10 protein-coding genes are annotated in these 16,283 nt (G+C 60.3%); 2 read left to right on the forward strand and 8 right to left on the reverse strand.

What is annotated here, in order from left to right; genetic code table 11:
* Positions 1-271: 271 nt before the first annotated feature.
* The 4 genes from V1T76_RS26980 to V1T76_RS26995 all read right to left on the reverse strand — a co-directional run bounded on the left by V1T76_RS26980 (position 272) and on the right by V1T76_RS26995 (position 4,576).
* Positions 272-2,116: an adenylate/guanylate cyclase domain-containing protein gene (locus V1T76_RS26980; RefSeq protein ID WP_330563768.1), complete on the reverse strand. Its 1,845-nt coding sequence runs from the start codon at positions 2,114-2,116 to the stop codon at positions 272-274.
* Between the two features lie 148 nt (positions 2,117-2,264).
* Positions 2,265-2,849 (reverse strand): NUDIX domain-containing protein, encoded by a 585-nt coding sequence (locus tag V1T76_RS26985; RefSeq protein ID WP_330563769.1) that lies wholly within the window; start codon positions 2,847-2,849, stop codon positions 2,265-2,267.
* 17 nt (positions 2,850-2,866) lie between these two features.
* The gene (locus V1T76_RS26990; protein ID WP_330563770.1) at positions 2,867-4,051 is read right to left on the reverse strand and encodes a CaiB/BaiF CoA transferase family protein; all 1,185 of its coding nucleotides are present in this window, start codon (positions 4,049-4,051) and stop codon (positions 2,867-2,869) included.
* A gap of 27 nt (positions 4,052-4,078) precedes the next feature.
* Positions 4,079-4,576 (reverse strand): class I SAM-dependent methyltransferase, encoded by a 498-nt coding sequence (locus V1T76_RS26995; RefSeq protein WP_330563771.1) that lies wholly within the window; start codon positions 4,574-4,576, stop codon positions 4,079-4,081.
* A 268-nt stretch (positions 4,577-4,844) separates the two neighbouring features.
* Here V1T76_RS26995 and pepN point away from each other — a divergent pair, with 268 nt between their 5' ends.
* Complete coding sequence (gene pepN, locus V1T76_RS27000; protein WP_330563772.1) at positions 4,845-7,490, forward strand: aminopeptidase N; 2,646 nt, start codon at positions 4,845-4,847, stop codon at positions 7,488-7,490.
* A gap of 157 nt (positions 7,491-7,647) precedes the next feature.
* Complete coding sequence (locus tag V1T76_RS27005) at positions 7,648-10,005, forward strand: PAS domain-containing sensor histidine kinase (protein ID WP_330563773.1); 2,358 nt, start codon at positions 7,648-7,650, stop codon at positions 10,003-10,005.
* A gap of 132 nt (positions 10,006-10,137) precedes the next feature.
* On the opposite strand, the gene V1T76_RS27010 is transcribed toward V1T76_RS27005, so the two are convergent.
* From V1T76_RS27010 to V1T76_RS27025, 4 genes are all read right to left on the reverse strand, one after another.
* Positions 10,138-11,031 (reverse strand): alpha/beta fold hydrolase, encoded by an 894-nt coding sequence (locus V1T76_RS27010; RefSeq protein ID WP_330563774.1) that lies wholly within the window; start codon positions 11,029-11,031, stop codon positions 10,138-10,140.
* Between the two features lie 113 nt (positions 11,032-11,144).
* Positions 11,145-14,141 (reverse strand): bifunctional [glutamine synthetase] adenylyltransferase/[glutamine synthetase]-adenylyl-L-tyrosine phosphorylase, encoded by a 2,997-nt coding sequence (locus tag V1T76_RS27015; protein ID WP_330563775.1) that lies wholly within the window; start codon positions 14,139-14,141, stop codon positions 11,145-11,147.
* The gene (locus V1T76_RS27020; protein ID WP_330563776.1) at positions 14,098-15,552 is read right to left on the reverse strand and encodes a sensor histidine kinase; all 1,455 of its coding nucleotides are present in this window, start codon (positions 15,550-15,552) and stop codon (positions 14,098-14,100) included. Before V1T76_RS27020 ends, V1T76_RS27015 begins: the two co-directional genes overlap by 44 nt.
* The gene (locus V1T76_RS27025; RefSeq protein WP_330563777.1) at positions 15,536-16,222 is read right to left on the reverse strand and encodes a response regulator transcription factor; all 687 of its coding nucleotides are present in this window, start codon (positions 16,220-16,222) and stop codon (positions 15,536-15,538) included. Before V1T76_RS27025 ends, V1T76_RS27020 begins: the two co-directional genes overlap by 17 nt.
* Between the last annotated feature and the right edge of the window lie 61 nt (positions 16,223-16,283).

Genomic DNA, 16,283 nt, shown 5'->3' on the forward strand with positions numbered 1-16,283 from the left:
CAAGGATTGTCTGACAGAGGCTTACTAAGCCCTCATTGCATTTGAAAGACAACCAAATTCGCCAGTGGATAGCAATGCAGGATTCAGGAAACACGACTGTGATGTTCGTCACAGTTTGCAAGAGAAGACCGGTCCTGCCGCTCGATAAACGGGTGCAATCGTCAAATAAATCGCGCCCGCCTGACACGCCTGATTTCTTTTTTCTGCGTTCATCTGAACATCAGACAGACGAGCGGATCGCCCTGAAGGTCACGTTCCGGGCAGGCAAGAATCACTCGGCTGCGGACACCGGTCGTTCATCCAGCTTCAGCGCCGGCTGAGATTGCGGAAACGGATCAAGCCAGTAGACTTCCATCTGTCCGCTTCGGCCTCGCAGATGGTGCGCGCCAACAGGCCGATGATGTGTTTCGCCCGGCAGATGGGCCACGGTATCCGCACTCGCCAGGATCGTCACTTCCCCGCATTCAGGCACTTCCTTGCCAAGCGTCTGCAAGCGCTCTGCCGCATTCACGGTGTCGCCGACCACGGTATAGTTCCAGCGATCGAGAGCGCCGACGTTGCCGACAACCGCCTGTCCTGTGTGAATGCCGATGCGCAGCGACATCGGCTGACGACCTTCCTCGACGGCTTTCAGGTTTGCCTCATGCAGCGCAGCCGCGATCCGTCGTGCGGTTCGGACCGCAGCTTCTGCGTGGTCCGGACGGGCGTCGGGGGCCCCCCAGAAGGCCAGCATGCCATCACCGAGGAACTTGTCCACCGTGCCGCCCTCGCCTTCGACAGCTTCGACCAGGATGGCAAAATGCTCGTTGAGAAGGCTGGCCGTTTCTTCGGCACTCAGGTGCTCGGAGAGAGCCGTGAAGCCGACGATATCGGTGAAGAGAATGGTGAGTTCTGCACCACGCGCCTGCGCGGCATCACCGCCGCCCAGTCGCATCAGCTTGATGAAGAGCGATCGCGGCACGTAGGTGTTCATGGCCTTGAGGCCCTCCACCATGGAATTGAACGCCAGCGCCACCTGGTCAATCTCCGCAACGCGGCTGCGCGGCAGCGGCTCAACCTCGTTGAGCGACAGGCTGCCGATCCGCTTTGACTGAACCGCAAGATACCTGAGCGGGCGGGCGACACGCCGCCCCATCCAGAAGGCAATCAGCACCGACACCACCAGTGCGCCGAAGCCGACGAACATGGAGCCTGCAAGTCGCCGAAGCTCCCGCGAGACTGTCGCGCTCAGGTAATATTGACCGACTGTCCAGGGCCGGTCACTGAAGCCGTCTAGCTGCGCCTTCATGACGATATATTCTTCATGATTGGCATTGACCATTGAAACGTCGATGCCCAGATCGGCGGCCTTCTTGAACTCGTCCAGCTTTTCTTCCTGTGCCATGGCCGCCAGCACGGGATCACCGATGGTCTGCCAGGCCCCCGGAAGCTTGTCCTGAATGCTGCCGCCGGTCTGAAGCCAGACCGCGTCGGAATGCAGGATCACCTGATCGCCGTCGGCGATGATGAAGACCGTGTTGTCGCTGCCTTCGTCCTGTGCGGAAACGATATGGGCAAGCTCTTCCATCGACGTTGCCGCCGTCAGCATTCCGGCAAGCTTTCCGTCGCGCACCAGCGGCACCGACACATTCGCAAAGAGACCGACTTCGTGCTTGACGAGCGCCCCCCAAGTCGGCGGGCTGTCCACACTCAGTTGCGGCGTCTGCTGCATGTTCATGCCGGGCGGCGGGGCGTCCGTCTCGATCCGCCACAGTTTGCCGTTCGGCGCCCGATAGATGCCCAGTTTGCGTTTGTCCAGCGACGTCACAACCAGAGTGGTGATGTCATGATTGGACTTCAGCGCAATCGACAGGTCCTGCAGGGTTCTCTCAGCATCGTCAAAGCCGAGTGTTCCGTCGTCAAAGTAGGGTTTCAAGCCAACGATCGCGTTTTCGACAGACACGAAATGCGTCCGGAGCTGCGTTTCGAGCGCCTGGGTGCTCAGGATCGTCTTGTCGTTGAGCAGAGAAAACGTGTTGCGGAAGTTCGCGGAAACAGACAGGCCAAGAACGAGACCGATGGCAATCGCCACGAACGCACCGAAGCCCAGCCCGACGATTGTCGTCAGGGGCAGCATAATCCGCCGTCCAGTGGGTTTCGAATTCTTCATCGGGCGGTGACCCTTGTTGCGAACAGGCAGATTACCTGCAGGACGGTTTCCGTCAAATTAAGGCAAGCTTTGCAATTTCCACCGCAAAGGATTGCCGCCGCGATGTCTTTTTCCTTTAGCCGGCCATTTGTCGCAGGGCCAGGTCCTGCAGCAGAACGATTGTCTTGACGTCCATGATCTCACCAGAGCGGATCATTTCGAGTGCCTGGTCGAGCGGAACGTGCAGCACTTCGATATCCTCACCTTCGGTTTCCTTGCCGCCGCCAGCGGCAACCTTGTCCTTCAGATGGTATGTGCCCCGGAAGAATGCCACATATTCCGTTACCGACCCCGGGCTCATGAAGGCATCAAACAGATGCTCGAGTTCGGACACCTGAAATCCGGTCTCCTCCATCAGCTCCGCCCGCATCCGGTCTTCCGGATGCGCGCCTTCCAGAAGACCTGCAGGCGCTTCGATCAGCATCGGGTCGCGTCCGGCCGCCCAGATGGGCAGCCGGAACTGACGGGTCAGCAATACGCAGTTCCGTTCCGGATCGTAGAGCAGGCAGGTTGCACCGTGGCCCTTTTCATAGACTTCGCGCACCTGCTCCTGCCAGGCCCCGTCTCTGCGCCTGTACTCGATCCGGTGACGGGTCAAGGTGCCCCAGGCATCTGCCAGGACTTCACTTTCGACCACCTTGAGGTAATCCGGGGTGCTCATTGGAGTGCTTTCTTGGTTCAGGATTTCGGACCGGTGGCTATGCCGAGTTCCCTCAGGATTTCGTCCGTATGCTCGCCGAGCGAGGGCGCGGCCCGATCCAGAACGAGCTGACCGTTCCGGAACCGAATGGGGGTGCGAACCGAGGCAACCGAGCCGCCTTCGACCCCGGTTGCCGGCAAGTCGACCTTCATATGCCTGTGCAGAACCTGCGTGTCGTTGAAGACATCTTCGACGGAATTGATGGGACCGGCCGGAACGCCTTCGCCTTCCAGAGCGGCCAGCAGATCGTCGCGGGCCCTGGTTGCCGTTTCCGCCGTCAGGATCGGCACAAGGTCTGAGCGGGCGGCAACTCTTGCGGCATTGGTGGCATAGCGCGGGTTGTCGGCAAGTCCGGGCAGGCCGAGAACGGCGCAAAGCCGCCTGAACTGGCCGTCGTTGCCAACCGCGATGATCAGATGTCCGTCGCTGGCGGGAAAGACCTGGTAGGGAACGATGTTGGGATGTGCATTGCCCAGCCGCTTCGGCGCCTTGCCCGAGACGAAGTAGTTGAGGGCCTGGTTTGCCAGCACACCGACCTGCGCATCGAGAAGCGCCATGTCGACCCACTCCCCTTCGCCGGTTTCATCCCGCCTGCGCAGGGCGGCGAGAACACCGACGACACCATAAAGCCCGGTGAAGATATCCGCGAAGGCCACGCCGATCTTCTGCGGATCGCCCTCCGGCTCCCCGGTCAGATCCATGATGCCGCCCATGCCCTGGATCATGAAGTCATAGCCAGCCCGGTGTGCATATGGCCCGTCCTGGCCGAAGCCGGTGATCGAGCAATAGATCAGCTTCGGATTGACCTTCGACAGGCTGTCGTAGTCGAGGCCGTATTTGGCCAGTCCGCCAACCTTGAAGTTCTCGATCAGAACGTCGGCATCCGCCACCAGCCGTCGGACAAGCTCCTGGCCTTCCTGTGTCCGGAAATCCACCGCTATGGACCGTTTGCCGCGGTTGCAGGCGTGGAAATAGGCGGCGTCCCTGTCCGCGCCGGTCTCGTCCTTGACGAAAGGTGGTCCCCAGCCCCGGGTGTCGTCACCTTGCGGGCTTTCCACCTTTATGACGTCCGCTCCGAGATCCGCGAGGGTCTGACCCGTCCAGGGCCCAGCCAGAATGCGGGCCAGTTCGACAACCTTGATACCTTTGAGCGGCGCGGTCATGTGTCTCTTCCTGAAGAATCCCGACGGTCAGGCTTCTGATGTCTTGCGGTAGATATGGTAACGTCCCCGGTGAATGCCGTCCGGCTTCTTCACGGCTTCATAATGCGGAAGGTCAAGCTCGAGCGCGCACAAAATGATGCCGCCGACAGCCATATGCGCATCGATTGCCGGTGCCAGCCAGGCTGCGGTCGCAAGATCGTTGGTCGGATCGGCCGACCCGATGTCGATGTGGGCGAACGATGCCTTCGCACCGATCCGCGGACCGCAGAAAACAAGCGTGTCGCGAATATTGCCAAGGATCATGTGGTGCGCGTCCGGAGCACAGCTAGGATGGCAGTCCATGGCGAAATCGAATACGAAAATTTCCTTGTCGGGATAAATCTCGCGCAAATGGTCGTATGTCCGGCCATTGCCCAACCCCAGCTCAAGGATCGGTCCGTCGACCTCGTTGACCTTGTCGACCAGAAATTCGAGCAATATTTTCTGCGACGTCATTCGGCGAATAAAACTGTCCAAACGGCTCATTAAAAAAGTTCCCTGCAACTTGCGAAGCCCATGACATAGACAATGCCCCGGCCGGCGTCAAAACCTCCCATCTGCTTTTACCTATTATCAAAAGGCTGACAAACCCGCAGCCGTTGCGGAAGGTCAAAGAGGACTTTGCCGTAATCGGCGATCATGCTAACGGCTAGAACGTTCTCACAATTCCATGAGGGTGCGTTTCCGGCCCCGGCCAGAACGCTCCAGGCAGGCTCTGGCAGGCCTTTGCGCCTCACATCAGCAGGAGATTTCGATGCGTTCCGAAACGGCGCCGGCCATACGGCTGGAAGACTATAAACCGCCACTCTATCGCATCGACACCGTTGCCCTGAACGTGGAGCTGGTCCCCAAAGCGACGCGCGTTACCTCAACTTTTCAGGTCGAAAGGCAGCCGGACACTGCAGCCGGCGCACCGCTGGTGCTGGATGGTGACGAATTGTCGCTTGCCGGCATCCGCGTGAACGGCAAGACGCTGGAGGAAACCGCCTATACCGCGACCGCCGACCGCCTCGAACTTGTTTCTCCTCCCGCCGAGCCGTTCGAACTGACACTGGTGACCGAACTCGATCCGGATGCAAACACCAAGCTGATGGGCCTTTACCGCTCATCCGCGACCTATTGCACCCAATGCGAGGCCGAGGGCTTTCGAAGGATCACCTATTTCCTCGACCGTCCGGACAACCTTTCTGTCTATACGACACGCCTGGAAGCCTCGAAGGCGGAGTGCCCGGTTCTATTGGCCAATGGCAACCTTGCAGAAGCCGGAGACATCGAGGGCACGGACAGGCACTACGCCATCTGGCACGACCCGCATCCCAAGCCGGCCTATCTGTTCGCGCTCGTTGCCGGCGATCTCGCGGAAGTTCCGGACCGGTTCACCACCATGTCGGGCAAGGACGTCGCGCTCAATATCTATGTCGAGCACGGCAAGGAAGGCTTGTGCGACTGGGCCATGGATTCCCTCAAGCGGTCCATGCGCTGGGACGAGGAAGTGTTCGGCCGCGAATACGATCTGGATGTGTTCAACATCGTCGCCGTTTCGGACTTCAACATGGGCGCGATGGAGAACAAGGGTCTCAACATCTTCAACGACAAATACGTTCTGGCCGATCCGGAAACAGCAACCGATCAGGACTACGCCAATATTGAAGCGGTCATCGCGCACGAATACTTCCACAACTGGACCGGAAACCGCATCACCTGCCGGGACTGGTTCCAGTTGTGCCTGAAGGAAGGCCTGACGGTCTTCCGCGATCAGGAATTTTCGTCCGATATGCGCTCGCGCCCTGCCAAGCGCATTGCAGATGTGCGTCTGCTGAAATCGCATCAGTTTCCGGAGGACGCAGGCCCGCTGGCCCACCCCGTGCGCCCGCGAGCCTATCACGAAATCAACAACTTCTACACAGCCACCGTTTATGAAAAAGGTGCAGAAGTTGTCCGCATGCTCCTGACCCTTCTGGGAGAAGAGGCGTTCCACAAGGGGCTGGATCTCTACTTCGAACGTCACGACGGAGAGGCAACCACGATCGAGGCCTTCCTGGCCTGCTTCGAGGAAGCCTCTTCTACCGATCTCGCACAGTTCTCGCTCTGGTACGAGCAGGCCGGAACGCCCGTGGTGTCGGTGGAGACGGAATATGACCCCGACCGCAAGACCTTCTCCGTTTCGCTGTCACAGGAAATTCCGCCGCTCGCCGGTCAGAAGTCCAGCAAACCGGCCGTCATCCCGCTGCGCTTCGGGCTGATCGGCCCAAATGGCGAGGATATGGAGACAGGTTCCGTCGAGGGTGCAGAGGTGAACGGCGACGTGCTGGTGCTCGACAGGGCCCATCAGGATGTCGTCTTCAAAAATGTCGCCGCGGCTCCCGTTCTCTCGCTCCTGCGCGGGTTCTCCGCGCCCGTCCGGCTGAACCAGCCTCTCCAGTCGAAGGACCTTCTGTTTCTGGCGGCACAGGACCGGGACCCGTTCAATCGCTGGCAAGCGGTTCAGACGCTGGCGATGCAGGACCTTGTCAGGCTTGCCGGCCTCGTGCGCGATGGTGTGGACGGCGTTCCATCTGAAGACGTTATCGGTGTCCTCGCATCCGTACTGGATGAAACCCAGCTCGACGAAGCCTTGCGCGCGCAGGCGCTAACCTTGCCGAGCGAGGCGGATATCGCCCAGGAAATCGGCAAGGACGTCAACCCGGACGCCATCCATGCGGCCCGAGAAATGCTGCGGCGTGCGGTCGCCACCCGCCTTGGCCCCTCGCTGCTGCCGTTCATTTCCGGTCACTCTTCCGGCGGATCCTACTCGCCGGATGCACAGGCCGCCGGAAAACGGTCGCTCGCAAACCGGTGCCTGCACTATTATGCAGCCTCCGGTGCGGACGATGCGGCGGATCTTGTCTGGTCCCGGTTCTCTTCAGCCGACAACATGACTGACCGGCTTGCGGCACTTACGCTGCTGGTTCAAGATCACATGCCAAGGGAAGAGGAAGCGCTTACCGCTTACCGGCAGCGTCACTCCGGCAGCTCTCTTGCCATGGACAAGTGGTTCATGACCCAGGCCATGGCCCCGGGCGACCAAACGCTGGAGCGGGTCAAGGCCTTGATGTCGGATCCATCCTATGATGCGGGCAATCCCAACCGCGTCCGGTCGCTTCTGCAGTCCTTCGCCACCGGCAACCCTACTCAGTTTGCCCGTGCGGACGGCGCCGGTTTTGAACTGGTGGCCGAATCAGCTCTGGAGATCGACAAGCGAAATCCACAAGTGGCATCGAGACTTCTGACGAGCTTCCGCTCGTGGCGCGCACTTGACCCACAAAGAAGTTCCCTTGCTGAATCTGCCCTCCTGAGGGTTTCCGCATGTGAAAATCTGTCGAGAGACAGCCGCGACATTGTCGACAGAACCTTGCAGTAGTCTGCAATACTGAGAAAAGTTAACGAAAGAACCGGAAAATCGGGCTCGCGTTAACCATTTTATTCTTGGCCGGGTCTGGACAAGAACCGACGATTTGATTCAAATGGAAGTGATTCGGGGGTTACCCCGGCGTGGCGGTTTTTGAGGCACACTTCCAATGGCGAGAGCAATAGCTGGCGACGCATCTTCGCGGCGCGGCGAGAAGGAGTCTGAGTGGGACACAGACGCAGGCACGAAACGCCTGCCTCTACGCACCATCCTCGGCTCCCTTGCCGAAAGCCTTGCCCGTTCCGACAGCCTGATGCGGCGTCTCATACCGGGCCTCGCCATTGTCTTCATCGTCATTCTGGCACTCTTCCGCACGGGCGACCTGGTCACTGACTACACCAGAACCCAGGAAACCGCGCAGATGACGTTGAGCCTGATGGCAACCGTCGTTGCCAGCGGCCTCATGTCTTCGGAAAGCGACCTGCCCGAAACGGGCTACCGGACAACCTTGAAACGCATCCTTGCCGACAGTCTGCCCTCCGGGGCAACCAGCAAGGGCCGCATTTATCTTGTTGCCGACCAATCCGGCACCATCGTCGCCTCCGCCCCGCTCCAGCCTTCTCTTGAAAGCCGCCCGATCAGCGACCTGCTCGGCCCGTCGCAGCCGCTCATGGTGTTCGGCGCCCGCGCAGGCGTCATGCCCGTGGTCACCAACCTGGGCGGCAGCAAGGGGGAGGAACAGGTTCTGGCGACCGTTCATCACCTCGACGGACGGTTGGGCATGGTTGCTGTCCTGCAGCCTGAAAACGCAATCTTCGGCCAGTGGCGGGACGATCTGTCGGCAAATGTGACCCTTTTCGTCGGCACATCTCTGGTACTGCTTGCGGTCATCTACGGTTTCTTCAGCCAGGCGACCCGCGCGGAAGCAGCTGACGACATGTACGCGGCAACCCGCGCCCGCATCGATACTGCCCTCACCCACGGCCGCTGCGGTCTGTTCGACTGGGATCTGTCGCGCGGCAGGATGTTCTGGTCGTCCTCGCTCTACGAGTTGCTGGGCCGCGAACCGAAGGACGACATTCTGAGTTTCGCCGATGTCGCCGACATCACACATCCCGATGACATCGACCTTCTGGGCCTTGCCGAACATCTGCTGGAAAGCGGCGAGACGCTGGTCGACGAAACCTTCCGCATGCGCCACGCCGACGGAAGCTGGATCTGGCTGCGTGCCCGTGGCGAGATCCAGTCCGAGCCCGGCCGTGCCGAGCCGCACCTTATCGGGATCTGCATCGACATCACCGAGCAGCACGAGCTGGCCGAACAAAGCCGAATGGCCGACCTGCGTCTGCGGGACGCTATCGAGACGATCTCGGAAGCTTTCGTTCTATGGAACGCGCGCAACGAGCTCGTGATCTGCAATTCCAACTATCAGTCACTGCACAGCCTGCCGAATTCCGTGATCAAGCCGGGCACGCCTTACAAGGACGTGATGGCGGCCGCCTCCAATGCGGAAGTGGCGCCCCACCCTGTCACCTTGCGCCAGCGCGGCGGCCAGCCGGACGGCTCTTATGAAGCGCAACTGGAAGACGGCCGCTGGCTGCAGATTTCCGAACGGCGCACGAAGGACGGCGGGTTCGTGTCTGTGGGCACGGATATTACCGCGCTGAAAAAGCACGAAGAAAAGCTGGTCGATTCCGAAAAGCGTCTGAAGGCGACCGTGACCGATCTTCAGAAGTCCCGCCAGACGCTCGAAGTTCAGGCCCGCCAGCTGGTGGAAATGGCCGACAAGTACCAGGAAGAAAAGACCCGCGCGGAAGCTGCAAACAAGGCAAAGTCGGAGTTTCTGGCCAACATCTCCCATGAACTGAGAACGCCGCTCAACGCCATCATCGGGTTCTCCGACATCATGACGCAGGAAATGTTCGGCCCGGTCGGCACGGAGCGCTACTCGGACTACTGCAAGGATATCTATTCCTCCGGCACCTACCTCCTGAACGTGATCAACGACATTCTCGACATGTCCAAGATCGAAGCCGGCCGCATGACCATCGAGACGGAAACCGTAAATGCGTCGGAGTCCGCCGAGGACGCCAGCCGCATCGTCACCGGAGCGGCAACCGAAAAGAACATCACCGTCACCACCGACGTCGTTGAAAATGTCTCGGTTCATGCGGACAAGCGGGCGCTGAAGCAGATCCTCCTGAACCTCCTGGCCAATGCGGTGAAGTTCACGCCGGACAATGGCACAGTCACGCTCAAGGCCCGGCCGCGCGGCGACAAGCTGCACTTTGAAGTGATCGACACCGGCATCGGTATTTCCGAGCGCGATATCGAACGTCTTGCGCAACCGTTCGTTCAGGTGGAAAACCAGTTCACCAAGACCCACCAGGGCTCTGGGCTTGGACTTGCCATCGCCCGCTCGCTGGTCGAACTGCACGGCGGCGCACTGGTGATCAAGTCGGAAGTCAAGAAAGGCACGACCGTCAGCTTCACGCTGCCGCTTGCCGACAAGGAAGCAGCCGTCTGACGCACGTCATAGTGCAGCCAGTAAAACCCTCCGAATGCAGTCTCACCAGCCTGGGCATCCACACAAAGACAAACCGCCCAACTTAAGACCGGCCCCCTCCAGACGGGCGAGGTTCGCGTTCTGCAGCAAAGATCACTCCTTGCCGTGTGCCGCCGTCAGGTCGCGCAGGATGTCGCGTGCGTGGGTCCACAGCAACGCGCCGCCCTCTTCGGGAAAGAACCGGCGGCTTGCGTTCGGCAGCCTCTCTGCGAGTGCCTGACCGAAGTCAGGTGAATGGACTGGGCTCCCATCCTTGCCGCCATACCAAAGCGTGACCGGACAATTGATCCGGCCCAGATCGATGCCCCAAGGCGTCAGCGCTGCAAGCGTATCCAGGACATAGCCTTTCAGCCCCTGCCTGAAGCCTTCGCGCAGCGCATGCCTGTAAGCCGCGGCAAAGGGCTCAGCACCATAGACCGCCTTGTCTTTCGGCGAACTCATCGACAGGACAAGATCATAGAAGCCGTCCGGCTCGGCGAAGCCTTCCAGCATCGTAGCAAACCCTGCCGGATCTTCCTGCGCGTGCCGGGTCATCTGTGTCACCTGATCTGGCAACCGGCCAGCAAACTCCGTGTGGTAGAGTTCATCCTGACCGGAAACAATCGCCAGAGCACTTGCGGTACCTTGTGCTGCAACTGCAAACGCGAAAGGCGCGCCTTGCGAAAAAGCAGCCATGGGGATGCTGGTTCGACCAAGACTTTCGACAAGTTCGCCTATGTCCCGCGCGACGCTTGCCAATGTCTTGTCGGGATCAGCGGACGATGCACCGAGGCCCGGCCTGTCCGGTGCAATCAGTCGAAGGTTTAGCTTTTCGAGATGCTCCTGACCGAAACCGAGTCTGCCGGCCATGCCGGCCCCTGTCAGAAACAGAACCGGATCGCCCCTTTCCGGTCCCCATTCGGACCAGGCAAGCAGACGGTTGCCGGCAAGCGTGATGCTGCCTTTGCGATCCGGGCGACGGACCGCTTCATCAGGTGAAAAAGTCATGACGTTTCTCAGGAAATGGAAAAGGGATCGCTCAGATGAGCGCAAAAAGACTTGAAATCGGCCGCCGGCGCGGTCTCTCCCTAGCCCAATGAAGACGGCTTGGCAATCCGCGTCTAGCTGCTAACCGTTTCAACCTCGCCAATCAGCCGCACGAAGGTCTCGCGCACCTTTGCCTGAAGGTCTGCAAGTTCCGCTTCCAGACGGGCAAAGGTCGGGCTGCCGGAGGCCTGCACCAGAAGGTCCAGAACACCGCGCGGAGCTTCCGCCGGAACGAACTTGCCGGACAGGGCCAGCCGCAACACCTGGGTAAGGCGGTGATAAAGGCGCAGAGCCTCCAACAGCAGGCCTGCATCGCCAAGAGTGAGGAAGCCTGCATCGCGCAACAGCTCCAGCGCCTGTTCCGTGCTTTGGGCCAGGATCTCCGGATTTTCCCGAGCATGTGCCAGTTGCAGAAACTGGGACAGAAACTCGATGTCAACCAGACCGCCGGCGACCTGTTTCAGGTCCCAGACATCCTTGGTGCCTTTTTCCTTCTCGATCCGGGCGCGCATGGTGCGGACATCGTCAGCGAGCTTCGTCAGGTCGCGCGACTGAACCAGCGTGCCGCTGATGCTGTCGACGATCTTCTGCTTGAACTCCGGCGTCGTGGAGGCAATCACGCGGCCACGCGTCAGGGCCATATGCTCCCAGGTCCAGGCTTCCTTCTTCTGGTAGGCTATGAAGCCGTCGAGATTGGTCGCCAGTGGTCCTGCATTACCGGACGGACGGAGGCGGAAGTCTACCTCATAAAGCGAGCCCTCCGCCGTCGGTGCGCTGAGGGCCGTTACAAGCCGCTGAGTCAGGCGCGTGTAATACTGCGTGATGGCGAGGGGTCTGTTGCCGTCGGATTGCTTGACGTCCTCCGGGGCTTCATAAAGCAGGATCAGATCCAGATCTGAGGCCGCCGTCATTTCGCGCCCGCCCAGCTTGCCCATGGCGAGAACAGCGACATTGCCGCCCGGCACCGTACCGTGGCTTTCGCCGACATGGACAATCACCTGCTTCAGGATGCGGTCGACCACCACTTCCGCCAGCCGTGCCAGTGCAAAGCCGACCCGGTCGGCGGACAGCGTGTCGGAAATCATCCGCAGGCCGATCAGGAACTGTTGTTCCTGGGTAAAGATCCGTGCCCGGTCCAGCGCTTCCTCGTAGAAGCGGGCTTGAGACAGCGTCCGGTCCAGCCCGGCACGAAACTCCTCCACACTCGGCATGGCGCCGAAGAAGGCGGGATCCAGAACCGCGTCCAGCACATGCACGCGTTTGGAAACCGTCTCTGCCATGCGTGGCGCAGCGCCCATGGTGGTCGCCAGAAGCGTCAGGAGCTGTGGATTGGATCTCAGAAGCGAGAAAAGCTGCACCCCGGCCGGTAGCTTGCCCAGAAAGCTGTCGAAGGCCCGCAGCGCGGCATCCGCATTGTCGGTTGCGGCCAGCGCGCTGAGAAGCGCCGGATGCATTTCGGTCAGCCGTTCGCGTGCCTTGGTCGAACGGGTGCAAGGGTAGCGGCCGAAATGCCAGGCCTTGACGATGGCGGCCGCCTCCGCCGGCTGCTTGAAACCAAGACCGGCGAGTGTTTCCAGCGTGCCGGGGTCGTGATCGTCGCCAGTGAAGACCAGATTGCCCAGTTCGGAGGACAGCGCCGGCTCATCTTCGAACAGTTCGGCATAGTGATGCTGGACTGTCCGCAAATGGTGGAGCAATGCGTCTTCGAAGCCGGCAAGCGTGTCATAGCCCATCAGCGCGGACACCCGTTTCATACCCTCCTCATCCTTGGGCAGAAGCTGGGTTTGCTCGTCGTTGAGCATCTGGATGCGATGTTCGACGTTGCGAAGGAACCGATAGGCAGAGGCCATTTCGTCGCGTGTCTTGCCCTTGATCCAATCGGCCTCGACCAGCGCATCCAGCATGTCGAGCGTGCGCCGCCCGCGAAGCGCCGGGTTGCGGCCACCGGCGATCAACTGCTGGGTCTGGACGAAGAACTCGACTTCGCGAATGCCGCCGCGGCCGAGCTTCACGTTGTGCCCGGCAACCGCAATGGCGCCGTGGCCCTTGTGCATATGGATCTGGCGCTTGATCGACTGCACGTCGGCGATTGCCGCAAAGTCCAGATATTTGCGCCAGATGAACGGCACGATTTCATGGAGAAAGGATTCACCGGCCGGAATGTCGCCGGCACATGGCCGCGCCTTGATCAGCGCCGCCCGTTCCCAGTTCTGGCCGAGAGACTCGTAGTAGACCAGCGCGGCGGGAACCGACATGGCAAGCGGCGTCGCCCCCGGGTCCGGGCGCAGGCGCAGGTCGGTGCGGAAGACATATCCGTCCGCGGTCCGGTCCTGCATGATCTTGACCAGGCGGCGCGTCAACCGGACGAATTCCACCGGCGCTTCTGCCGATCCGACCATTGGTGCCTTGGCCGGATCGTACAGAACGATCAGATCGATGTCGGACGAATAGTTCAGTTCATTTGCGCCGTGCTTGCCCATGGCAAGCACGATAAGGCCGCTGTCGACTTCCGGTTTTTCCGGGTCTTTGGGGTCGAATTTGTTCCGGCGGACAAGATCGCCAAGACAGAACCTGATGGCGGCCGTCAGCGCTGCGTCAGCAAATCCGGCCAGGGCGCCGGTAACGCGGGTCAGGCCGATTGCGCCGGAAATATCGGCAAGACCGAGCGTCAATGCGAGATCATGCTTGAAAAGGCGCAAGGTCCGCATGATGCCGGCCTCGTCTTCCGCCCGCGCTTCGCGGGCGTCTGACAAGAGATTTTCCAGACGGATTTCCGGTGCTTCCTGCAACAGGTTAAGCAGGCGCGGCGGATCGGCGAGCATCAGATCGCGCAGATAAGGAGAGTTGCCGATGATCCCGAGCAGGAAGCCTTCCAGATCCGGATTTTCCTGCAAAAGGGATTTCAGCGCCTCCCCGGCGTCGGCATCAGACAGAAGGTCTTTCAGGAAAAGGGCTGCATGATCGGGATCGGGCGCCGTGGGCACAACCGCGATCCGGTCGGCCAGAATGCCCGGGGCACCGTCCTGGCTAGTCCCCTTCCCCGGATTGTCCGGCTGTGCCGCCTTGTTCATGCCCGCTCCTGCTGCTGTCCGGTTTTACCGGCTTGAGATCGATCCGGGCACTCAGCCCCGGGTCCTCATTCATGAAGCGCAAGTCTCCGCCATGCAAGCGGGCAACCGCCTTGACCAGACTCAATCCAAGGCCTGTTCCAGGTTCCGAACGGCTTTCTTCCAGCCTGACGAAGCGTTCCTTGACCCGGTCCTGATCCTTTTCCGGAATGCCCGGGCCATTGTCAGTGACGCTGAGGACAATGCGGCCATCCTCTTCGCGGCCACCGAGGCAGATCCGCAAGTCACCGGTTTGCGGCCGCCCGTATTTCAACGCATTTTCGATCAGGTTCACCAGCACCTGGCTGATCAGGTCGCGGTTGCAATCGGCCATCAGCCCTTCGGGCAAATCGGTTTCAAGCTTGCCGCCTTCGTCTTCCACCAGCGGTTCATAAAGTTCGGCAACCTGCGCGACCAGCTTGTTGAGATCGGTTGGCTCCATCACCGAGGCCGGAGCCATGGATTCGACCCGTGCGATGCGCAGCAGCGCGTTGAAGATCCTCAGAAGCTGATCGCATTCCTCCAGTGTCGCTTCCAGGGCACCGCGATAGCCCTCCTCCCCTTTTGCTTCGCGCAGGGCGTTTTCAATCCGGGTTTGCAGGCGGGTCAGCGGTGTCTTCAGGTCATGGGCGATGTTGTCGGTGACATCCTTCATCGACTGCATCAGGAGTTCGATCCGGTCCAGCATGGTATTGAGATTGATCGCCAGACGGTCGAACTCGTCATTGTTTCCGGCCACGGGCAAACGACCGGAAAGTTCGCCCTGCATGATCGTGCGGCTGGTGGCCGAAATCTCGTCGATGCGCTTCATCACCCGGCGGCTGACAAACAGCCAGGTGATGGCCGCCATGACCACCACGACGACAAGCCACAATCGCAAGGCATTGGCCAGAAGGTTGGAAAACCGGAGCTGGTCGCCCAGGTCGCGACCGACCAGCAGTCGGAAGCCGCCGCGCAGCTCAAAGGTGCGCACCATGGCCTGGCGTTCGACATCTTCGGAATCCTGACCGAGCCGCGTATAGCGCACCCGCCGCAATCCGCCGTCGGCTTCTTCCAGAACGGTGGTGGGCAGGCGGGCGATGTTGCCGACCAGCGCATTGCCCGCGAAATCGACCAGAAGATAGAGGCTGGCGTCGGGATGGCGGGAGCGCGTGTCGATGGTCTCGACAAGATCCCGCACACCGCCACGCACATAGACATCGGCAAGTGTCTTCAGTTCCGAGTCGACGGATTGGACCACTTGCTCGGACATCAGATTGTCCGTGTTGTCCGCAATGTAGAAAAGCAGCACGCCGGACATCACCGTGAAGACGGCAATGTAGAGCAGCGACAGCTTGAAAGCTGTGGTTCTGGTAAACCTAGTGAGCCGCGTCACGGATCGTGTATCCGGCACCCCGGATGGTGTGCAGCAGAGGTGTGTCGAAACCCTTGTCGATCTTGCCGCGCAGACGGGAGATATGAACGTCGATCACGTTGGTCTGCGGATCGAAGTGATATTCCCAGACATTTTCGAGCAGCATCGTGCGCGTGACCACCTGGCCAGCGTTCTGCATGAGATATTCCAGAAGGCGGAATTCACGCGGCTGCAAGGGAATTTCCGTTTCGCCGCGGCGGCAGGAATGGGCCATGCGGTCGAGTGTCAGGTCACCGACGGTGTAGGTGGTTTCAATCTGGCTGGCCGACTTGGGGCGCCGGGCCAATGCTTCGATACGGGCCAGCAATTCGGTGAAAGCGTAAGGCTTGGGAAGATAGTCGTCGCCGCCGGCCTTGAGGCCCTTGACGCGGTCATCGACCTGACCGAGCGCGGACAGGATCAGAACCGGTGTGTGGTTGCCTTGCCGGCGCAGCTCCTTGATGACTGAAAGGCCATCCATCTTCGGCAGCATGCGGTCTACGATGAGGATGTCGTAGTCTCTGTCGAGCGCCATATCGAGACCGGCTGGTCCATCGGCCGCCTGATCGGCGGTGTGGCCCAGTTCGCTCAAACCCTTGACGAGGTAGCTTGCAGCTTCCGGGTCGTCTTCTATGACAAGAATCCTCAACATCCCATCCTTTTAGCTTGAGTTGGCCCTAAAGAAAATGCTGGCGGCGGCGATGGATGTGAGA

The sequence above is a fragment of the Roseibium sp. FZY0029 genome, from assembly GCF_036350355.1.
Taxonomy (GTDB): domain Bacteria; phylum Pseudomonadota; class Alphaproteobacteria; order Rhizobiales; family Stappiaceae; genus Roseibium.